The 21,654-nt window shown below is 49.3% G+C and carries 20 protein-coding genes; 5 read left to right on the forward strand and 15 right to left on the reverse strand.

Features of this window, described 5'->3' with window-relative positions:
• Positions 1-50: 50 nt before the first annotated feature.
• Positions 51-590 (reverse strand): general stress protein, encoded by a 540-nt coding sequence (locus AC50X8_RS22265; RefSeq protein ID WP_056037122.1) that lies wholly within the window; start codon positions 588-590, stop codon positions 51-53.
• 204 nt (positions 591-794) lie between these two features.
• Between AC50X8_RS22265 and AC50X8_RS22270 the strand changes: the two genes are divergently transcribed.
• On the forward strand, positions 795-2,039 hold the full coding sequence (locus AC50X8_RS22270) for a magnesium transporter CorA family protein (RefSeq protein ID WP_494881557.1): 1,245 nt from the start codon (positions 795-797) through the stop codon (positions 2,037-2,039).
• A 110-nt stretch (positions 2,040-2,149) separates the two neighbouring features.
• On the opposite strand, the gene AC50X8_RS22275 is transcribed toward AC50X8_RS22270, so the two are convergent.
• On the reverse strand, positions 2,150-3,130 hold the full coding sequence (locus AC50X8_RS22275) for a Gfo/Idh/MocA family protein (protein ID WP_056037126.1): 981 nt from the start codon (positions 3,128-3,130) through the stop codon (positions 2,150-2,152).
• Between the two features lie 218 nt (positions 3,131-3,348).
• Here AC50X8_RS22275 and AC50X8_RS22280 point away from each other — a divergent pair, with 218 nt between their 5' ends.
• A complete protein-coding gene (locus AC50X8_RS22280; RefSeq protein ID WP_056037129.1) occupies positions 3,349-4,167 on the forward strand; it encodes a lipase family protein in 819 nt (272 codons plus the stop codon).
• 71 nt (positions 4,168-4,238) lie between these two features.
• Here the strand turns inward: AC50X8_RS22280 and trhA are convergent, their stop codons facing one another.
• The 9 genes from trhA to efeO all read right to left on the reverse strand — a co-directional run bounded on the left by trhA (position 4,239) and on the right by efeO (position 11,604).
• Positions 4,239-4,883: a PAQR family membrane homeostasis protein TrhA gene (trhA, locus tag AC50X8_RS22285; RefSeq protein ID WP_056037132.1), complete on the reverse strand. Its 645-nt coding sequence runs from the start codon at positions 4,881-4,883 to the stop codon at positions 4,239-4,241.
• 63 nt (positions 4,884-4,946) lie between these two features.
• Complete coding sequence (locus AC50X8_RS22290; protein ID WP_494864173.1) at positions 4,947-5,648, reverse strand: hypothetical protein; 702 nt, start codon at positions 5,646-5,648, stop codon at positions 4,947-4,949.
• Between the two features lie 279 nt (positions 5,649-5,927).
• The gene (locus AC50X8_RS22295) at positions 5,928-6,128 is read right to left on the reverse strand and encodes a hypothetical protein (protein ID WP_046229059.1); all 201 of its coding nucleotides are present in this window, start codon (positions 6,126-6,128) and stop codon (positions 5,928-5,930) included.
• Between the two features lie 17 nt (positions 6,129-6,145).
• The gene (locus AC50X8_RS22300) at positions 6,146-7,072 is read right to left on the reverse strand and encodes a TRM11 family SAM-dependent methyltransferase (RefSeq protein WP_494881559.1); all 927 of its coding nucleotides are present in this window, start codon (positions 7,070-7,072) and stop codon (positions 6,146-6,148) included.
• Positions 7,072-7,410, reverse strand: coding sequence for a LapA family protein (locus AC50X8_RS22305; protein ID WP_063892588.1), 339 nt, complete (start codon positions 7,408-7,410; stop codon positions 7,072-7,074). Before AC50X8_RS22305 ends, AC50X8_RS22300 begins: the two co-directional genes overlap by 1 nt.
• Before the next feature lie 29 nt (positions 7,411-7,439).
• Positions 7,440-7,583 (reverse strand): hypothetical protein, encoded by a 144-nt coding sequence (locus AC50X8_RS22310; RefSeq protein ID WP_494881561.1) that lies wholly within the window; start codon positions 7,581-7,583, stop codon positions 7,440-7,442.
• Entirely contained in the window at positions 7,556-9,340 is a 1,785-nt protein-coding gene (locus AC50X8_RS22315) for an FTR1 family iron permease (protein WP_056037139.1), read from the reverse strand. The genes AC50X8_RS22310 and AC50X8_RS22315 overlap by 28 nt, the downstream gene beginning before the upstream one ends.
• A gap of 22 nt (positions 9,341-9,362) precedes the next feature.
• Entirely contained in the window at positions 9,363-10,691 is a 1,329-nt protein-coding gene (gene efeB, locus AC50X8_RS22320; RefSeq protein WP_494881564.1) for an iron uptake transporter deferrochelatase/peroxidase subunit, read from the reverse strand.
• A 4-nt stretch (positions 10,692-10,695) separates the two neighbouring features.
• Positions 10,696-11,604 carry an iron uptake system protein EfeO gene (gene efeO, locus AC50X8_RS22325; protein WP_494881566.1) on the reverse strand — a complete coding sequence of 303 codons (909 nt, stop codon included), beginning with the start codon at positions 11,602-11,604 and terminating at the stop codon, positions 10,696-10,698.
• A gap of 221 nt (positions 11,605-11,825) precedes the next feature.
• Here efeO and AC50X8_RS22330 point away from each other — a divergent pair, with 221 nt between their 5' ends.
• Positions 11,826-13,949 (forward strand): putative bifunctional diguanylate cyclase/phosphodiesterase, encoded by a 2,124-nt coding sequence (locus AC50X8_RS22330; protein ID WP_494881568.1) that lies wholly within the window; start codon positions 11,826-11,828, stop codon positions 13,947-13,949.
• A 70-nt stretch (positions 13,950-14,019) separates the two neighbouring features.
• Here AC50X8_RS22330 and AC50X8_RS22335 read toward each other — a convergent pair whose 3' ends face one another.
• Positions 14,020-14,403 (reverse strand): glyoxalase superfamily protein, encoded by a 384-nt coding sequence (locus AC50X8_RS22335; RefSeq protein ID WP_056037147.1) that lies wholly within the window; start codon positions 14,401-14,403, stop codon positions 14,020-14,022.
• 184 nt (positions 14,404-14,587) lie between these two features.
• Here AC50X8_RS22335 and AC50X8_RS22340 point away from each other — a divergent pair, with 184 nt between their 5' ends.
• On the forward strand, positions 14,588-15,505 hold the full coding sequence (locus tag AC50X8_RS22340; RefSeq protein ID WP_494881570.1) for a hypothetical protein: 918 nt from the start codon (positions 14,588-14,590) through the stop codon (positions 15,503-15,505).
• Between the two features lie 125 nt (positions 15,506-15,630).
• On the forward strand, positions 15,631-15,870 hold the full coding sequence (locus AC50X8_RS22345) for an NHLP leader peptide family RiPP precursor (protein ID WP_494881572.1): 240 nt from the start codon (positions 15,631-15,633) through the stop codon (positions 15,868-15,870).
• A gap of 52 nt (positions 15,871-15,922) precedes the next feature.
• On the opposite strand, the gene AC50X8_RS22350 is transcribed toward AC50X8_RS22345, so the two are convergent.
• The 3 genes from AC50X8_RS22350 to AC50X8_RS22360 form a co-directional block, all read right to left on the reverse strand.
• Positions 15,923-17,665, reverse strand: coding sequence for an ATP-binding protein (locus tag AC50X8_RS22350; RefSeq protein WP_494881574.1), 1,743 nt, complete (start codon positions 17,663-17,665; stop codon positions 15,923-15,925).
• 328 nt (positions 17,666-17,993) lie between these two features.
• Positions 17,994-18,860 carry a CheR family methyltransferase gene (locus tag AC50X8_RS22355; RefSeq protein ID WP_056037160.1) on the reverse strand — a complete coding sequence of 289 codons (867 nt, stop codon included), beginning with the start codon at positions 18,858-18,860 and terminating at the stop codon, positions 17,994-17,996.
• On the reverse strand, positions 18,833-21,628 hold the full coding sequence (locus AC50X8_RS22360) for a CHASE3 domain-containing protein (RefSeq protein ID WP_494881576.1): 2,796 nt from the start codon (positions 21,626-21,628) through the stop codon (positions 18,833-18,835). The genes AC50X8_RS22355 and AC50X8_RS22360 overlap by 28 nt, the downstream gene beginning before the upstream one ends.
• Positions 21,629-21,654 lie beyond the last annotated feature (26 nt).

Genomic DNA, 21,654 nt, shown 5'->3' on the forward strand with positions numbered 1-21,654 from the left:
CGGCGGAGCCCTTCTTTTCTATATGACATAAACTTTATTTGATATATCCACTAAATATCAGCTATATGCACAGCGCCTTGGCTGCGAAATACAGATTCCGCTATTGAAAGCCGCGCCAGCTTCGGTCCGCCCTCTTTGTCCATCATCGTATGGCTCTCATCCGTCTCCACGACGACGATGATGCTCCCGGCACGAATCGCTTCCCGGCTTTCATCCTCGGCTTTATCCAGTCCGAGCGCTCTGAGCGCGTGATTAATGCCATCGTCATCTGAAATAAAATTAGTCGCCAGCAAACCATCCGTTGTCATTGGCACCGCACTCCAACCGCCAGCTCCGGTCATGCCAGTCGTAGGCATCACAGCGGCAGCAGCAATCGTCGTCCCCTCATTCATCCCTCGGCTTCCATTCGTGCGCGCCAGTTCCATGACCTCATCGGCATGAATATCGGTTTCCGCTTCAATTCGGCGGGAATGCTCGCTATCCTTAGCAATAATTTGAAGCTCTCCCGGCACGAATCCGGCTTGCTCCAATGCGGCAACCGTATCAATCACTTCTTGCTCCGTCTTGAAAATCCCCAGCTTCTTAGCCATTAGAATCTCCTCCTAAACCTGATTGTGATTACAAAAGCCTGCTGATTTCGGCAAATGATGTGTTCGCCATTTTTCAGCTGGCTTCATCCGAGCGCTCTTAGAATAGTTATACCCTCAGCGGCAATGAATCAATCGCAATGTTGCAGATTCGCCGCCCGGTTGTTGTACAACAAACACTTTCAAGGTATGATGGAGGGAAGTGAAATGGAAATCGGACAAGCAGGGGGCAAGGCGATGATTCATCGAGTGCTTCGCTATCCCGCGCAGTGGGATTGGCAAATGCTGCAGCTCGAAAGGCAGCATGCGGAGATCGGGCAGAAACTGCCCAAACGCAAGGACAACAGAAAAAATAATGAAAGCTTCCTTGCTGCGCGGCCATACCCTGTTCAGGTGGGCAGCGGTGCCGATTCGCAAAAGCTGGAGGCGAAGCTGCTGCTTCCTGAATGCGCCTCCTGGCTTGAGGAATGTGACGGACGGACGACGAATCAAATTACGGTTGCCCCAGCAACAGAGCGCGGCCCGCTTGTGCATGGCACACTGATGATCCAGATTTCGGATGTGCATACGGATATACAGCCGTTCCACTTCTGGGTATCAGGCAAGCGGCTTGTGACGATGCATGAGGATATGCGGCTAGCTATACGCTTTCAGGCAGATGATGTAACGAGCAGGCTTGAAACATGCGATACTGCTCCCGAAGCCTTGTTGGTTATGCTCGGCGTTATATTAGGCCCCTTCCACGAAGGACTGGACGGCTTTGAGAACCGGCTTGGCGATCTTGAAAATAATATGCGCAGCGCCAATCGTACCGGCCTGATGGACACCATCATTGAAAGGCGATATGACTTGCTGCATTGGAGCCATCTCTTCACGCCTGTTCGCGAGCTTCACGGCTCGGTGAAGGAAGCTTTTCTCGACGGAATTATGGAAAGCGAAGCCTACAAGCGCATTACTCATAAGCTGGAACGAATCGATACGCTGCTCAAGCATTATTCGCTGGAGATTGATACACTCATTTCAATGGACGATGCGATCTCCAACTTCCGTGGCAATGATATTATGAAGACGCTGACGATTTTCACCGTGATTTTCACTCCAGCAACGGTCATTTCTGCCCTTTGGGGTGTGAATTTGGAGCCGCTGCCTTGGGACAAAACCTGGTGGGGCTTTACGATTCTTTGCGCCTTCATAATCGGCATTACCGTACTCATTTACGTCTGGCTGTGGAAGAAAGGCTGGACAGGCGATATGCTGATTGGCCGCGGCGGCTCTGGCAAGCTGGCTGCCACTCGTTCTGACCGCCACAGCCGCAAGAAGTATAAGGAAACGCTTGCGGATGAAGACAGCGGGCGGCGCCCTTCTTCGGAGCGCCCATCGTCTGCCAAGACGGCCTCACAGGAGCAGGCTCCGTCAGCAGCGAAGCCATTGACACGTTCACGCCGACTATAGCTGAACATGATTTATTATGAAACAAGCCCCTCCATTGCTCGCTATTTCAGCGAATATGGAGGGGCTTTATTATATTTTAGAGCATAACTTCAATCCTTCAGCTAAGCGGCTTATAAGTACGAGGGCAAACGAACCGGAAGGCCCGATTTCGCCGATTGGTTAGCCGCAACTGTAATTTCCTGCGTCCGCAACGCATCCGCATAGGTCGAACGAATGAGCGAAGTGTCGCCGGTGCGAACGGCATGCAGAAAAGCCTCATTTTCAAGCTGATAAGGATCGCGCTTGTTAACGTACTCCGTTTTGCGGCTGGCTTCGATGTCAATGAGCCCATGATGCCCAAGCTCCAATACCCCTTTATCCGTATAAATGTGCAGTCCGGCACGATCCCCTGCGCTAAGGGCACAGGTATTGCTGATGGAAGCTACTGCGCCGCTCGCCAGCTTGAAGGTAGCCGTTCCAATATCGGGAACCTCAACGCCTTCTTCCTTGCCTGCCATAATCCGGTCGCCATATGCGGCATAAACCTCCGTCACATCCCCGAGCAAATAACGCAGCAAATCGACAATATGCGTCGTCTGCTCGACAAACTGTCCGCCAGAGCCTTCCATTTTTCTCCACCAGCCGACACCCGGCATACCGCCCATCCAGTTCCCAATCGCCATAGCAGCCAGCCTGTCCGCCAGCAGCTCTTTCGCTTTATCCGTGCCATCCATATAGCGGAAATGATAGCCGACTGATGTAATCAGGCCGCTAGCCTGAACAGCTTGTCCGATAGCTGCCGGAGTCTCGATATCAACACCAAGCGGTTTTTCGACAAGAAACGGAATTTCGCGCTTTACCAGTTCGTTTTCAATCTCGCCATGGGCAAACGGCGGAACACAAATATAGACCGCATCCAGCTTCCGGTCATCGAGCATATCGGAAACGTTTTCATAACCGCGTGCATCTGTAAACGGCTTAGCCGCATCGTCTGCCTTCTGCTTGCTTGTAGCCACTAATGCTGCTACGTTGACCCCTTCCATACGCGCCAGTTTTTCAGCATGCATCTTTCCAAACCAACCTGTACCGATAACACCAATCTGCAAAGTCATGTGCAAGCTCCCCTCGTAAAACTTTTTCCTGTTATTATAACGGTGCAAGCTCGCCTACGTCCATTGTTACTTTGCCAAATTTATTTGCCAGAGCTTGGCCCAAGCGGTTGCGGAGTCGCCCAGCCTTTCATATGCTACAACATCAGCTGCCCACTTGCAGGCGGCATTTAGGCAGAAACTTCTTGCGCTGAGACGCAATATGGAGCGGAGGTCGGGCAATGGCAACTTTGAAAAAAAACAACAACCGGGAGTCGCAGCAGCTGGACACTCGGACGGCTTTATTTTTGGCTGCGGTATGCGGTCAAACGTATTTGCAATTTACGAATCCAAGCGGGCTGTTTCTCGTGCCGCGCAATTATACGCTGGTCGGGACGTTCAATGCCCGAGCCTACGACCAGACGGAGGAAGCGTTCGGCTTCCTGCTGATGTCGGAGCAGTCCTCCGTGCTCGCATTCCGCGGCTCAGGCTCCGCCGTCGATTGGGTATCGGATTTTATCGCCCAGCAAACGCCCTATCGTCCAGTGAAAAATGGCGGTTATACGCATAAAGGCTTCACCGATATTTATATGTCTGCGCGCGATCAAATATTGGCGCTTATCGAGCAGTTGCCCGCAGATAAGCCTCTGTTTATAACGGGGCATAGTTTAGGCGGCGCTTTGGCAACGCTTGCAGCTGCCGATATAGCCGCGAATACTGAAATAAAATCGCCGATCGTTTATACGTTTGGGGCACCGCGGGTCGGCGATCCTAAATTTGTGCGCAATTATAACAATCTTGTCGGCACTCATTGGCGTTTTCAAAACGAATATGATATCGTTCCCCATCTCCCAACCCTTGTGTATCAATCGCCACAAACGAAAAAAACGTATTATTACTTGCATGTAAAGGGCGAGGTCAAGCGCTCGTTCAGGCTCGGCTCGGTTGCCGCCAACCATGTGCTTCCGAGCTATTTTAACGATCTGTATGTAGAGGAACCTATTTTCGCACTGGCCATCTGTTCAGAGCCGCCCGGCTGGTGCCCGCTGCTTACGCAGTAGATCGAGCACAAAGAAGCTTGGCAGCAGGCAGATGCAAACGCATCCGTCTATTGCCAAGCTTCTTTGAACGTTTAGGACGGCAGCATATAAAGCAGAATGGCAAAGAAATGCAGCACGGACCCACCAAGCACGAACATATGCCATACCGCATGATGATAAGGAAACGCCCGCCACATATAAAATACGGTTCCCACCGTATAGAGCAGCCCGCCTGTAATGAGCAGCTGCAGGCCGCCAGGCGCCAAATGGCTCGTAAGCGGCTTCCAGGCGAAAACGATCAGCCAGCCCATGGCCAAATACACGATCGTCGAGGTAAATAAAAACTTTGAGGCAAAAAAAGCTTTAAATACGACACCAACAAGGGCGAAGCCCCAAACGATGCCGAATAGAACCCATCCTAACGTCCCTTGGACAATATGCAGCAAAATGGGCGTATACGTCCCGGCAATAAATACATAAATAAAGGAATGGTCCAGCGATTCAAAAACACGCTTCGCCTTGCCCTCTGGAAAACTGTGCACCAAGGTCGATGCGGCATAAAGCAGCAGCATCGCTGTTCCATAAATCGTAAAGCTGACTACATGAGAAGCTGTCCCCTTCTCCACTGCAAATACGATTAAAATAACGAGTGCAGCAACGCTAAGTGCAGCTCCAATGCCATGTGTGATGGCATTGGCTATTTCCTCGCGTCTGGAATACGTATGCGTGTTTGCCATTGCTATGGCACCTCCGTTTCAACCACTGAAAATCGCAAGCCCTACTACTTACAGTGTAGAACATCAGTGCCAGTCTTTCAACCATAGCCGCAAGCGGTCGATCGTTTTATCGAGGTTGCAGATCGCATCTTGATCCCGGAACGCCTCCTGATGGCGGAAATAATGAGCATGCCCGCCGATGACGTGTATCGGCTCAACCTTGCCAGGCGCATGCTTCATTCGCTGCCATTGCGGCACTCCTGAAGCGCTTCGCTCCCAGCCGCCCCAACTGCCGATGCGGCTTACGGGATCATTAAGCTTGCCCGCCTCGTTTACGGCATACAAATAACACACTTTATCTTTCAGCTGCGGCGCAATATGATTGCGCGGCGAGCCGACCTGTACGACGCGGAAATTGCTCATGAGATTGCGCTCCATGAGCATTTTCGCCGCCTGATAAGCTGCCGCTCCACCGCCGCTATGCCCGATGAACAAGGACGGCTCATCAGCGCTCAGCAGCTTCTCCTTCACTTGACGGTAGGCAATTTGCCCACCGATGCGTCCAGCTGCAATAAAGCTGGTCAAATCGCTGCCGACCTCAAGCACCTGACGAAACAGACTGCGGCTATTGTCGCCATAAGGATGCAAAATATGAATGCGCGGCTCAACGCCCGATTCGCGAAATAATTGATCAAGCTTGTCCCGACAAGCGTTAAAGGCACTTTTCGTCGTAGCCACACCCGCCAGCAAAAATATGTTAACGGCTCCTCCACCTGCTGCCAGCATGCTTCTCCCTCCATCGCAAAGAAATATGGTATAGGTACATTATGCGGGAAGAAGCTGCGATTCATTCCTGCACGGGCCACTTAAAAATGGATGTATTTCAAGCGTAAACGGCTGAAGCCGCCCTCTGGCGGCAAAGCTACTGTTTCGCGTAGAAATATAGAGAAAGGATGGGAAAATCATATACTTTCCTATATTTAAAAATAAGCCTCCCGCTACGCTGCATTCCCAGCATAGCAAAAGGCTATTCAGACGATGAGGCATCACCCAGCTGAAAGCTGACTACACGCCCATCTTTTTGCGTTGATTGTTGACCTTCTTCGTGTTCTGGCTCTTCATTTGCTGCGTGTTTGTTGAAAAGCCGCCTTGTGCGAAGCCATCCGCTTTGCCTTGCTTCTTCTGAGCCAGCAATTGCTTGGCTTTCTCCGCTTGAGTCAGCTTCTTAGGCTGCTCCTGTACTTCCTTGTTCTCCACGTCCGACATATTATCACCTCGCTTTATTATTTAACCAGCGTAATAAATCTTGTAAAAGCGCCCTTATGCAGTTCGCAGCGATCTACCGAGCTAAAGCCGGAGGCTGAAAGCTGCGTTTCAATCGGCTCCGTCGTCACAATGACTGCAAGGTCAGCAAGCCGTCTTACACTTTCCAGCATATCAAGCTGCTCGCCAATCGGCAAGACCGAACATAAATTATATGGCAGATCTACGATTGCCGCATCATAATGCCCCTCCAGCTCACGCATATCGCCCAGTGAAACAAGCTCCTTACTATAGCCAAAATGAGCAAGATTGACCCGGGCCCCCCGCACCGCAAGGGGATTGCGATCCACGCCACGAATCGCAATGCCCATCGACAGCGCTTCAATCAGCACGGTGCCCATGCCGCAGCATGGATCGATCATACTCAACACCTCGCCATTCGGCCCTGCGGCAATGTTAACTACCGCCCGAGCCACTCTTGTGCCAAGTGCTGTTGAATAATTTTGCGGCTTCTGCCGATGGGCGAGCCAGACTGCGCTCGCTTCCTCACAGTCGCCAAACCAATAACGCTGCTTCCAAAAGGTAATGCCCAGCAGACGCTCTGGCCGCCGCATGTCCGCGACGCCAATTAGTGATGCACCGACGGAACGCTCTAGTCCGCGCTGCTCTTCATAGCTGTATGGAGCATCCGCCACTGTGCAAAGCACCTTGAATGTCGCTCCATTCAAATCGACAAGCGGCAGCTGCTCTAGAAGCACCGGCAAACTTGCTCCTGAAAGGGCAAGCTCAACGCGTCGCTTCAGAAACGGACTGCGGCTTGGATGAACGCGATGCTCGCTCACGACAAAGCCATCGCTTAGCGGAGCATCCAGCAAGCGGCTAAGCTCCAGACGGCATAGCTCCAATTCCTCTTCATGACAGCTGTAGCTGTATAAATAACGAGCCATTAATGATCTACGGACGTCCGCGCCTGAGGAGCAGCAATCTCATCGATGCTGAATGGCTTGAGCTCCGGCTTTGCCTTTTTTTCCACCTCAGCTGTTAATTCATTCACCTGTTTATTCAGCAGCTTAACCTGGCGCTGCAAACGGAATACACGCACCATTCCAAATAATCCAATCACTAATCCGCCAAGGAGCGTCGAAGCGAGAATGACGAGGATGAGCGGAATTTGAGTCTGCGCAAACATAAAATTAACTTGCACCGAATTGACATTTATTACGGCAAACAACGCAATAACGAATGCAAACAGCAGTGCGGATATAAGCATCGTTTGAGCCTTCATCGTTTTCTCCACCTTTATCTGGGTTGTTATTAGTTTATCATATTACCTATTAAACCAATAGTCATGACGCCAAACAGCAAGCGGATGCCCGCCACAAAGGCAAGCATCCGCTTTAGATTGTTCGCAAAATAGTTATAATGGCTAACTAAGCTTTTCTTCTCACCTGCTGCCACACGAACATCACGATAATGACCAGCAATACCGCAAGCTGCGTAAGCGCCGTCTCCAGCGTCGGATAAAAACCAAGGAAACCTATAGCAGGCAGCTCGCTTACCGCATGTGTAGGCAGCCAGGCAGCGACCTGCAGCGAGTGAATGCTTTCTCCCATAAAACGGAACACCAAATAATAAATGAGCACCGATGCCACAATGAAAAACGGGCGAATGGGCAGCTTCGTGCTGAAGCGAATAATGACGAAAGCAATCGCCACGAGCAGCAGAAACGTTACGCCGATCCCTAAAATCATTTGTAATGGATCAATGGAAGGTGCCATGCCGACATAAAAAATCGTCGTCTCCGCCCCTTCCCGCATAATGGCAAGCGCCGATACAGCGAACAGGGACCACAGACTGCCGCGCGCAATGGCACTGCCCATCTTGTTGTCAATATAGCTGTTCCAGCTGCGCAAATTCGCTTTGCTGTGCAGCCAATTACCGACCGTGATCATCAAGATAACGGAAACAAGACCGGCGATGCCCTCAATCGCTTCTCGCGCGCTGCCAGCCGCCGCCTGAGCAATCGCATAGGTGAGCAGCACAGCCATAACAGCGCTCAGCAGCAGGCCGACCCAGACGCCGGACCATACCCAGACGCGCTTCGACTCATTGCCCGATTTTTTCAAATAAGCCAGCAGGGCCGCAAGCACGAGAATCGCCTCAAGCCCCTCGCGGAGCAAAATCATTCCAGCGTCCCAAGCGGTATAACGCGTTTCCTCCACCATCGGAGCGAGTATTTCTCTGATTTCGGCAATTACCGCTTGGGCTTTATCTGGTACTGGCGGATTGGAGAGCAAATAGCCCGATACCGCCGTCATTTTAATTTCGATTTTCGTATAAGCATCAGCAGAGCGAATTTGCACCTGCCCCTCGACCGAAGGCCATTTTGAAATGAAGGCTTGCATTTGGCCATCGGCCTCATTCAAATTGCCTGCGGCTATGTCTTTTGCCGCTTTATCAACGATCGCAATCAGGTCAGCAATACCCAGCTTTTCCGCAGGTGCAGAGGCTGCATCGATTTTGCCAGCAATGTAGTCATTAATCAGTTGAATCATCGCATTCGTTTCCGTCTCGGCTTGCTCCGCACGCGGCGGCTCGGCCTGAAGCGCAATTCGGATCATGCTCATGGCCGTCTCCAGCTTGCCGTAAACGGTGAAGTTTTCCGAGCGAATCGCAGGTTCAATCGTCAGCCAATTATCGTTAATCGTCTTATAATTCGCGCTCGCCTTCACCCATTGCTCCCCTTGAATTTCGATCAGCAGCTTCGTTGCCATAGGCAGAAGCTGCTTCGCGGCTTCCTTGCCGGTCAGCTTAGCTTGATCGTCCTTCTGGACGCTTTTCACATATTTATTAATCGCTTTCGCCAGCTCGGATAAGGAAGCTTTGGCTTCATCCGGCTTGTTGTCTGCCTCATCCAACAGCACGATCGCATGAGCCAGCGCGGAATCGACATCGGCTGATAAATCTGATTTTTTCACGTTTAGCTGCTTCCAACGTTCATTTGCTTCTTTTATATGACCGGATGCCTGCTCCCAGTCGCTCTGGCTTGCCGCCGCAAGCGCTCCGCCAACGAGCGGAAGCAGCTTATCCAAATCGCTGGACGTTTCTGCAAAAGCTGGCCTTACGCCGATCGCTCCTAAAGCTATCGCCGCCAAAATGACGATAATGCCCAGCCACTTCCAGCCTATGCTGTAACGGCTTCTACCTAAAACCATATGCCGCTTCCCCTCTCTCCCGCTACAATAACGTCTCTCCAATATAGCCGCCCTCGCTAACGCCAGGGAAACAAGCAAACACGGCGCTGCCCGTATGCACGATATATTCATTCAGCTTGTCCATGCGGCTGAGCTTCGTCTGCATCGGGATAAACTGCTTGCTCGTATCGCGGTTATAGCAAATGAACAGCAGCCCCGCATCCAGCTGTCCGGTCCGATTGTCCAGACCGCTGGAGTAGGAGTAGGAGCGGCGCAATATTTTCAAAGAGCCGTCCCCTCTAGCAAGTGCCAGATGCGAGTTAGCTGGAATGACCGGCTTGCCGCTCTCATCCTTTTTGTTAACATCAACGGTGTCAAACTCCTTCAGGCTGCCAATTGGAGCACCGCTCTCCCGGTGTCGTCCGAAGGTTGCCTCTTGGTCAGACAGCGTTGAGCGATCCCACACCTCTACCCGCATGCGGATTCGTCTGACGACCATATAGCTTCCGCCCGCCATCCACGGCACGCCGTCATCAGCCGAAGCCCAGACGACTTGCTTCATCTGTGCCTCATCGCTCGTATCCGGGTTCGCGGTACCATCCTTGAAGCCCATTAAATTGCGTGGTGTCGCGCCCTGCTTATCGGCGCCAGAGGTGCGTTGAAACCCTTCTGCCGTCCAGCGCAGCACCGCCTTGCCCCGTGCGATACGCGTCAAATTGCGAATGGCATGGAAAGCGACCTGCATATCATTCGCGCACACCTGCACGCCAATATCGCCACCGCACCATTCAGGCTGCAGCTCATCGCCGCCAAATGCCGGAAGGTCCTCAAGCGACGATGGCTTCTTGCCTGACAGCCCGAAGCGTCCATCAAAAAAGCTCGGCCCAACACCGAACGTAATCGTTGTTTTGGAAGGCGACAGGCCTGCGGCTTCGCCCGTATCAGATGGCGGCAGATTCAGATTGTTATTGTCCGTGCCAATCATCGTTCCTTGCGTCATCGCAGCCGATGCGGCTGTCCATGCTTGAAACAATGTACGCACATCATCTATTGAAGCTGCCGTCAGATCAAAAGCGGCAAATAATATAAAATCCTGTGACGGCGTCGCAATGCCTGCCTGATGAGCGCCATAAAACGGCAGCAAATCTCCACTTGCTCCCGCTTCGGCCCCTGTCGTCGTTGCGACGGACAGGCTTTTGCTCGCTGCCTGCATGATGCCGCCTACGCCAGTCGCACCGACCAGCAAACCAGCCCCACCAACGCCCATGAGCCGCAGTAAATCCCTGCGGCTCATCGGTTTTTCCAGCACGCTGTCGCCAGCCTGCTTCTGATTATGCTTCTGTTGGTCATCGTTGTTAGTAGTAGAACTCATAACATTAAGCCCCCAAAATTTTGCCCATTTGTGAAAGCGGTTCTGCCAAAGCGTCGAGCAGCTGGCTCAGCTTCTTCGTATCTTCTTCTTTCAAATCCAGATAAGATTTATAGCCATCGCCATCTTTATAAACAGCAAGCGCATCATCAAGATTTTTGAAGCTTGTGCCAATCAACGTTTCCAGCGCGGCGTCATGCTTGTTCAGCTGCGGCTGAAGCAGCTCATAAATTTTCTCTGCCCCTTCCACGTTCGCAACAAAATCATACAAGTCCGTATGCGAATAACGCTCTTCCTCGCCGGTTACTTTAGAGGAGGATACTTCGTTCAGCAGCTCAACAGCTCCCGTAACGAGCAGGCTCGGCTCGATTTCAACCGTCTCCATCAAAGCGCGAAGCAGCTTGATATCCTCAAGCAGCGTGTCGGCATAACCTTCAGCGCCTTTTGTCGTATTTTCTTCCCATAAAATTTTCTCGATGCGGTGGAAGCCTCTCCATTCCTTCTCGTCGACATCATTTTCACGGGCATCAATATGCGGGTCAAAATCGCCCAGAGCTTCAGCAATTGGCTCGATTCTTTCATAATACATTCTCGATGGCGCATACAGCTGCTTCGCCGCCCTGATATCGCCCGCTTTAACGGCATTGACGAATTTTTCAGTTTCAATAACGAGCGAATCCGCCTCTTTAATCGTAAAGGCGCGATATTCATCAAGAACAGGCCGCCATTCCTCTTCCGTGGCAGGCGCTACTGTAGCAGCTGGAGATTCCGACGCTGCCGGCGATTCTGCAGCTGTATTCGTTGCTGCTGCTGCCCCATTGTCTGTTTTTGTATTGGTAGCAGTATCAGATCCGCAAGCCGAAAGAATTAATAAACTTGCACAAGATAATGAAATTGCGATTAACTTCCAGTTCATTCGAAATATCCCCTTTTAATGATCCACGTCGTGTGAATTTATTCTATTGCGAAGTATATTCCTATTGAGAATCATTGTCAATTATATTTTTATGGCAATGATGGCACTTAGCTTTTCCGCTTTTCTAAGCAAGCGACCAGCAGGAGGGAAATCGTTGACAATTATTCTCAACGAACATAACATAAACTTAAATTAACCTCATGAGGAAGTGTCAGCAGCCCTTGTCTATCACCCAACATATTGCAAAAACCATTTATCGGCCTGGTATCGGCAAGCTTATACGACCGATAAGCAGGCTGCTTTTTAATCATATGAATGAAGGCATCGTCATTTATCATACAGATGGACAACTCGTTATGAGCAACCACGTAGCGGAAAAATACGGTTTTCTCGCTACAGCGGCAGCTAAGGACAGCATTTACCCGCTTTATTTTAAAATAAACGGGGCTATACCGCTCCCTTCTGATCAGCAGCCCCTGAACCGCTTGCTGCAAGGGGAGCAGGATATTGTCCAAGAGCTGTGGCTGAAGCCAGGCGAAGGAAAAGCCGGAAGCATCGTGCGAATCGTCGGCAAGGCGCTTCGCTCCTTTCGAGGGATGCCGCTCGGCTTTATGCTCGTCGTCCACGATATTACGCTCAGCAAATGGCATGAGAAGCGCCTGGAAGTAAGCGAGCAGCGCTTTAAATCGCTTTTTGAGCATAATCCGGATATGGTTCTGTGGTTTGATTTGAAAGGGACGCTGCTGAGCGTCAATTCGGCCTTTGAGACGGTCACTGGCCACTGCGCATCTGAGCTTATCGGCCATTCGGTTGGCGAATTGATCAACGATGTGGAGGCTTGGCAGCTTCAGCAGCTGCTCGAGAAAGTCCATGAAGGACGGACCATTCATCAGGAAACGTCGATTACCAATAAAACGGGCGAGCTTGTTTATTTGCACGCAACGGTTATCCCCATTATTGTCGAGGAGCAGCTCGCCGGCTTCTACATCGTGGCCCAAAATGTGACCGCGCAAAAACAATCGATGGAGACGATTTCCCGCATCGCTTATTTCGATTCCTTGACGGGCTTGCCGAATCGCCATTCGTTTTTCGAGACGCTGACCGCAACTTTGGCGCAATGCAGCACATGCATCGACAGGCAATTCGCCGTGCTTTTCGTCGATTTGGATCGCTTTAAGCTCATTAATGATACGCTTGGCCACCGGGCTGGCGATTTTTTGCTGGAGCAAACCGCGCTGCGTATGGGCAAGTGCGTGGGAGACAGCGGCACGATTGCCCGGCTCAGTGGAGATGAGTTTATTATTTTGCTGAATCATGCAGGGGCCCAAGAGGCCGAGCAGCTGGCAGGAAGAATACTTGACGAAATCGCCGTACCCATCATCTACGACAACAATCGACTGCTATCCACAGCAAGTATCGGCATCAGCCTATATCCCGACCATGGCACATCGTCCGAGCAGCTGATTCAGTTTGCTGATATCGCCATGTACCGAGTGAAGGAGCAGGGGAAAAACAACTATCTCTTCTTCACCTCGGAAATGAATGAATCTATCGTTCGCCGCACTACGATGGAGAAGCAGCTCGCGATCGCTTTGGAGCAGGAGCAGCTGACTCTGTTTTATCAGCCGCAGGTTGAAGCGAGCACAGGGAAAATCTCTGGCTTTGAGGCGCTTGTCCGCTGGAACATGCCGGAGCGGGGACTCATTTCCCCGTTGGAGTTTATTCCGCTGGCTGAGGAAACAGGAATGATTATCCAGCTCGGCGAATGGGTGCTGCGCCGAGCCTGTGAGCAGCAGAAGCGCTGGATAGATGAAGGACTGATGCCGGTAACAATTGCGGTTAATATATCAATGAAGCAATTTGAGGATGACAGCCTATTCGAGACGATCCGGCATATTTTATTCGAAACGAAGCTGCCTCCTCATTTGCTGGAGCTGGAAATTACCGAGAGCATCGGCCTGCAAGGTGCCGACCAGGTCATCAACAAGCTGAACCGGCTCAAGACGCTCGGCGTGAGCATCGCCATTGATGATTTTGGAACAGGCTACAGCTCGCTGCATTATTTGCAAAAGCTCCCGATTGATACACTGAAAATCGACAAGTCCTTTATTCGCGATATGATCAACGTCACGCCTGATATATCGATTGTCCATTCCATCATCAGGCTTGCCCACAGCCTCCAGCTTGATGTTTTGGCCGAAGGGGTCGAGGTCGTGTCCCAACTGGAAATGCTGGCCGAGCTCAAATGCGAGCGTCTGCAAGGCTACTTGTTCTCGCGCCCGATTCCAGCTGATGAGGCACGCGTGCTGCTGCAGCGGCAAAAGCTGGATGAACATTATCGCTGACTGGCTGTCGCCGTTATATTCTAAATAGAAAAAGCCATACGGCGGAATGATTCAGGCCCGCTTGTATGGCTTATTTCATTTGGTTTTCATAAAAAAGCAGCCGATTGCCGAACGGATCCGTCACGACGCATTCGAGTGTGTGCCATGGCGTTCGTTCCAGTCCAGGCTTGGCGTAACGGTACTCTTTTTCCAGCAGACGGGTATGATAGGCTTCAATTTGGCTCGTTTCAATACGAATAGCTGCGCCGGGGCAGCTGTCGCCATGATGCTCGGATAAGTGCAGCACACAGCAGCCATTAGATACTTGCATATACAATGGAAAATTCGCCTCGTAACGATGCTCCCAATCCAGCCGAAAGCCGAGAAAATCCATATAAAACGCTTTAGCATGTGCTTCATCAAAAATTCGCAAAATCGGAACGACTGGTTTCATTAAAAGCCCGTTTTGTCCCATTCGCGCCTCCCTTCGGCAATCGCCGCGCTCTTTTTATCGTTTTTCCATAAAAAAGTTCCAAGTTTCTACATTTTACTTAACTTCCCCTCTATCTTCAACCGCCAAAACAAAGTATAATACTGGAAAACATATTATTTTATAAGCCTTTAAGCCTATTATATCAAGATAAGAGGACTATGATCCCATGCCATTTATCACTCCTTTTGAATCCAGTCTGCAAGCTGTTTTCACCAAAGCACAGCAAATAACCGCAAAATTTCCCGAACCGCTAAATCAAACGGGACAAGCGTATATCACGCATATTAATCCTCTGCATCGCAGCGGCAACCAGAACTATATCGGCTATTTGCTGCCCTATTGGATGACGGAAATGGCCTCTGTGACCGAGGAGCAATGCGAGCAGCTTGCGCTTGCCAATGTATTCGGCATGCTGCATTTTTTCATCGTGGATGAAGTGATGGATACGGGGAGTATGGAGAGCAGACAGAAGCTGGCTTTGAGCCATTTATTTTATACGCAGATGTACGGTGTTCTGCACCGTCTTCACACCTCTGACTCTAGGTTTTGGGAGTATTACGACCGCTACATGGCCGATTGGTCGGTTGGCGTGGCCCAGGAGTCCGCTGAAGATTATTTTAATACCGATCCGCTTCGCACCGCTTTAAAGTCGTCACTTGTGAAAATAGCCAGCACCGGAGCCTTGCTCCTCTCTGGTCAGCATGCCTTCATACCAGCAGTGGAACAAGCTGTTGATTATGTACTCGTCGCGCTTCAGATGGCCGATGATTGGACGGATTGGGAAGCTGATTTGGCAGATGGAAGCTATAACGGATTACTAGCGTTTTTCATGGATAAATGGCCGGAGCAGTCGCCTATTACGGTCAGTAAAATGAGGAAAGCAATATATGTACAGGGGCTACTAACGGACTATGCGAAGCTCGCTTGCCAATTTGAGCAAGCCCATCAACAATTAGGCCTTAAGGCTTGTCATTTGCTGGCGTTTCATGCCACCATCACCGCATCCCTCGCAAATGATGCCCAAAATATAGAGCTGGCTCGACAAAAACAGATGGAAGGCGGACTTTTCCAAACACTAACATGACGATTTTAGCCAAAATAATCTAATTTTCATCACTATTTTCTGAAAATATATAGTAGTTTTTGTCGAAATTTCATGTTACAATATGTAAATGGAACTTATACATAATACTAGAAAGGTGGAAAAGTATGAGCAGCGAAAACAATTTACGACAGCAAATTATTCAGAAAGCATGGGAAGATGAGGCTTTCAAGAAGCAGCTCCTTGCTGATCCACGTGCCGCTATTAAAGAGGCGTTTCAAGTTGAAATTCCAGAAGGCGTTGAAGTAAAAGCAGTAGAAGAACAAACTAACAGCTACTATCTCGTTATTCCTGTCAGCCCTGCTGATAGCTCCCAACCGGCTGTCGCATCACCACCTTGGAAGTAAACCTCTACGTACAGTCATAAATCAAGCGCCCTGCCGGGACGGCAAGGCGCTTTTATTGAATTTCTGCTATAGGCAAACTTACGAACGCTTCCGTGCCTACTCCTTTAATACTGTTAAAATAGATCCGGCCGTTCATCACTTCGATAATGCGGAAGGTCACCATCAGCCCAAGCCCCGTACCTTTGGACTTATTGGAGAAATACGGCTCGCCCAATCTTTCCAGCTCGCTCTCTTCCATCCCGACTCCATTATCGCTAATGCGAATAATGACGGTAGAATCTTCCTGATAGGCAATAATGTCGATGCTTCCCTTTGTCGGCAGCGCTTCGATGCTATTTTTCACAATATTAATAATCGCTTGCTTGAATTTAGAGGAATTCCCCCGCACATACAGTTCAAAATTCGACTCTACCCGCAATTCTCCACCTTGGATTGTAGCTAGCGGAGATAAAATCGCTTCAATTTGTCCCAATTCCTCGGCTATATTCAATATCGTCGTCATTTCAACCTGAGGCTTGGCAAAGGTCAAGAAGTCCGTAATGATGCTGGAAGCCCGATCCAATTCGTCGATAGCAAGCAGCATATAGTTTTTATCCTTCTGGTCAGCGGAACGATGGCCAATTAGCTGGAGAAAGCCGCGTGTCACCTGCAGCGGATTGCGCACTTCATGTGCAACCGAGGCGGCGAGCTGGCTAATAATTTCCATTTTCTCCGATCGCTGCAGCTCATTATTGAAGACTTCCAGCTTTCGGGAGTACAGCAGCATTTGCTCATAATTATTAATGATCCGCCGGATCAACACCACAATTAAAGAAAAGAGGAAAAACAGCGTTCCCCATTTCCAATAAAACATTTCATAATCTTTTTGCGTAAAATAAATGACCAGTTCGGACACTACGGTTAGCGCAAACAGCGCAAAGCCTGCCGAAATAATAATGCTTTCCCGGTTTCGCTTCACACAATAAAAAGCAAGCACCGAGATCAAAATGATATTGCCGATCATGACGGACGAAGCGAAGATGAGTGGGACGATGCTCTCATAATAATGCAAGATCCTTCCGCCTAGCAGGACGCTCAGCAGCAGCCATGCGAAGCTGCCAATAGAGATGACTAATTGGACACGCAAGCAATATTTTAAGATCCGGCTTGTGCCTTTACTAATAATTTGCTCAAAAAATAAAAAGATCCAGGTCATAATAAACGTCGAGGATATATCAAACAAATAATAATACACCCGGCTGGATTTGCCGAAAAATGCATACAAATACGGGGAAATCGTCAATGTCATTACCCCAATCGACAGCATGAGGAGACATAACGAATTCCAGCCTGGCCAATATATTTTGTTCACAAACAGCATGCATATTAGCAATGAAATCGATACAAATACAAGCGTGCCGCCTAAAATAATATCCAAAATATTTTTCTGCAAATATTTAGAATTCATGCTTTGGAAATCGCCAAGCTTCACGCTCCCATCGATTCCGAGCGAGCTTGCATCTGCATTGCCTTTTAGATAAATGTATATCGGCTTATTGTAATAATGAGGAGACAGCTTCAGCAAAATATTGTTCGTCTCATAACCGTAGTTTCGCTCATCCTCATAAATAAGATAACCATCATTAAAAATACGAATTTGCTGCGCAAAGTTCACGTCCAGCATTATACCTGGGTTTTCCCAATTCAACTCAGGAACCTCAATCTTGATCCAGGCGGAGTTAAAGCCTTCCGGCTTAGCGGTTAGCCGATCATTGCCTGTTGCCAAGATCCATCTATCATTGTGCTCCTGATCCATCACATCTGCGAGCACCGGCTCCTGACTTGCCTCATCTAGCCATTGAATATACCACTGATCAATATATGTTATTGGTGGAGGAGGAGGGCTCGCAAAAGCTCGAGGGACCATTAAACAGATGGATAAAACGAAGAATAATACGATGAACCTTGCGTATCTCAATACTTCTCTCATTCCTGCACCTCAAAGCTTCGAAAATTCATCACTAGCCCATTTCTCCTAAAGTATTCGACAATCTTTGATAGCATCCCTGCCTTTTTTACCTATTGGCAAAAAAATTATATAACACAAAAAAAGAGCAGACAAGCCGCTCTTTTCATTATAAAGCCTATTTTGCGGCCTCTCCGCCTAATGTTGCTTTGCGATAGATCCGCTCATTCGGATTAAATTCGACATATTGCAAATGCTTATCGAGCTGGACAATGGACTCTTTATTTCCCAATCCAAGAAATCCCTCCGCCGCCAAACTGCTGTAAAACAGCTTATGGACCTGCTGCTGCAAGGTTGTGTCGAAATAAATCATCACATTGCGGCAAATGATTAGATGAAATTCATTGAACGAGCCGTCCGTCACCAAATTATGCTGGGCGAACATAATATTATCCCGCAGCTCCGGCAAAAAATAAGCAAATTGATGATCCGTTTGATAATATTCGGAAAAGGCGATCATTCCACCCGCTTCCATATAGTTTTTCGTATAAATTTGCATTTGCTTTAGCGGATATGCGCCGCGCTGGCACTTCTCAATCGCGCTCTCGCTCATATCGGTCGCATAAATTTTGCTGCGCTGCGTGAGGCCTTCCTCCTTGAGCAAAATCGCCATAGAATAAACCTCTTCGCCTGTCGCACAGCCAGCATGCCATATTCTTATTTCCGGAAGCCCTCGCAAATAAGGAATCACCTCTTGGCGCAAGGCGCGGAAAAACCCAGGGTCCCGAAACATCTCGGTTACTCTAATGGAGAAATCATGCAGCACCTTGTCCAGCATATCTTTATCCCGAAGCACCTGATCAAGCAATCTTGTAATCGTAGGAATGCCTTCAATACGCAACCGATTTTGAATCCGGCGCAAGAGAGACGAACGAATGTAATGCCGAAAGTCAAATCCATAATAACGGTAGATGCCTTCTAAAAATAATTCCAGCTCTACGTTCTCCACTTCTTGATTCATCGGCCCTCCTGCTTCGTCATCCATACGCGCAGCAGCGAGTAGAGCTGTTCTATTTGGAGCGGCTTGCTAATATAATCCGAAGCGCCCGCCTGCATGCAGCGCTCCCGATCATTTCTCATTGCTTTCGCTGTGAGCGCAATAATCGGCAGCTCTTTCAGCACCGGATTGCTGCGAATGCTGCGTATAGCTTCCAATCCATCCATAACCGGCATCATAATATCCATAAGAATAATATCAAAATCAGGTTGTTTATTCAAAAGCTCCAGGCCGAGCTTGCCGTTGCTGGCCGATTCTACAATAACCCCTTTACTGGTAAGCGCCGTCTTGAGCGCAAATACATTGCGGTCGTCGTCATCAACGAGCAGCACCCTTTTCCCCTCAAACAGCCGCGTATCCTCTATATGAGCTTTTAGCTGCGCCGCCTCTTCCTCGCTAAGCACTTCATCCTCCAGTTTCTTAGAGTCGCCTCCAGCATCATCAGATGTAAGCCATATTACGGTATTGGCACCAGCCGCCGACTGATCACGGCTATTCAGCATTTCCTGGCTGAACGCTGCAAACTCTTCATTTAAGCTTGGCAAATACAATGTAAATGTACTTCCCTCGCCCTCCACGCTCTCAAGCTGCAGCCTGCCTCCAAGCAGGCGGGTAAATTCACGGCAGATGGATAAGCCTAGACCCGTACCGCCATATTGGCGATTCGTCGTCCCATCGGCTTGCTGGAACGCTTCGAAAATAATGGCTTGCTTGTCTGGCGAAATGCCAATACCGCTGTCGGTTACCGAAATGGCAATCATCGTATCGGATGGCGCCTCGCCATTATACAGCTCCAGCATTCGTGCTTGTTCCACAGAAGAAATACTGAGGCGCACGGAACCGCTATCTGTAAACTTAAACGCATTGGACAGCAGATTTTTCAAAATATGCTGCAACCGGTGACCATCCGTCGAGATAATAGGCGGTGCTTGCTCATCGAAGACAGTAACGAAGGAAAGCTGTTTTTTCTCCGCTACGGGATCGAATAACTGGCGCATCAGCATTGGAATTTCTGTCATATTGACATCATCGATCGTCACTTCCAGCTTGCCGGCTTCGATTTTCGATAAGTCCAAAATATCGTCGATCAGGCTAAGCAAATCTTTGCCCGCCGAATGGATGACGTGGGAATAATGCTGCTCTTCCTCCGTCATCGTCTTATTTTCATTCTCATAAAGCATCTGCGACAAAATCAAAATGCTGTTAAGCGGCGTACGCAGCTCATGCGACATATTGGCCAGAAAATCCGTCTTATACTGCGAGCTCTGCACAAGCTTCTCGGAATAATCCTCAAGCTCATGCTTCGTCTGCTCCAGCTGGGTATTGCGCTGCTCGGCCAAGTCCCGCTGCTCCTGCAAATAGTCATTCGTCAGGCGCAGCTGCTCCTGCTGCATTTGCATTTCCTCAGACTGTGCCTGCAATTCCTCGGACTGCGCCTGCAGCTCCTCGGTCAGCATTTGTGATTCATTGAGCAGACGCTCGATTTCCATACGGCCTACGACGCTGTTTATAGCTACGCCAAGGCTTTCCTGCAGCGCTTTAATAAGCGTAAGATGCTTATCTTCGAAGCTTCCTAAAGAGGCAAACTCTACAACCGCCAATACTTTACCCTCGAAGAAAACAGGAGCCACAAGCAAGCTGCGAGGAGAAGCCTCGCCTAAGGAAGAGCGGACTTTAACATATCCCATCGGCAAATCTGTCAAATGATACAGCCGTTTGTCAACGACACATTGGCCTGCAATACCTTCTCCAGGCTTGAAGCTTACAGCTGCTTCTATTGCATGGTCATGTCCGGCAAAGGAAGCCGTTTTCACATAGGTAGTCACACCATTTTGGACATGGCGCAAATAAATGGCGCTATAAGTAGCATCCAGCATCGGTGTTACTTGATAGACAAACGCTTCGGACAGATCAGCAATATGCTTAAAGCCCTGATACATATCCGCTACCTCCACGGTACGCTTCTGTACCCAGCTTTCTTCATTGACGTTGTCCAGCAATTCATTGGTCGCCTCGGCCAGCTCGCGAATTTCATCCTTCGTATTCACGCGAATACGCTCATTAATATCGCCTTCTGAAGCAATGATGCTGCGAATCGTATGTTTGACATCCCTAATCGTACGAACGATGGCGCCTGAGACGAACATAGCAGCAGCGATCGCGCTTATCGTCACTAACGCAAATGCAATAAATAATACGTATTGCAAATTGACATTATTTTGTGAGAGCGTCTCCACCCTTTGCTTCGTAAGCTCCTTCTCCGAAGTACGAAGCTGATCCAGCTGGGTACGAACCTTTTCCACAATTTCCTTGCCCAAATCGCTCGCGTAATAGGTCCTGATCGCATCCATCTTGTTTTCTTTACGCAGTTGAACAACGGGCTGACCTGCAAACTTGCCCCATTGCTCAATATTCCCTTTAATTTCCTCCAAATTGGCCTGTTGGGCAGGATTATCACTCAATAGCTCATGCAGCGTATTATAATTGCTCCCCCATACTAAATTGGCATCGTTATAGGGAACCAAATACTTCTCGTCACCACTAATGACGTAGCCCCGCTGCCCATTTTGCATATCCAGCATATTGATTTCAAGCTGATCGACCATTTCATGAACGGCAATATCATGATCAGCGACAAAATTGATTTCGCTCTGCAAAGCGTTTATCCGGGTTACAATAATGACAATCGCAACAGCTAAGCATAATAGAATGCTAAGGTAGCCTAATAAGATTTTCGCTCTTATCGTAAAGCGCATCGAACGCCAAATAAGTCATTCCTCCA

The sequence above is a fragment of the Paenibacillus sp. JT22N15 genome (assembly GCF_059383755.1).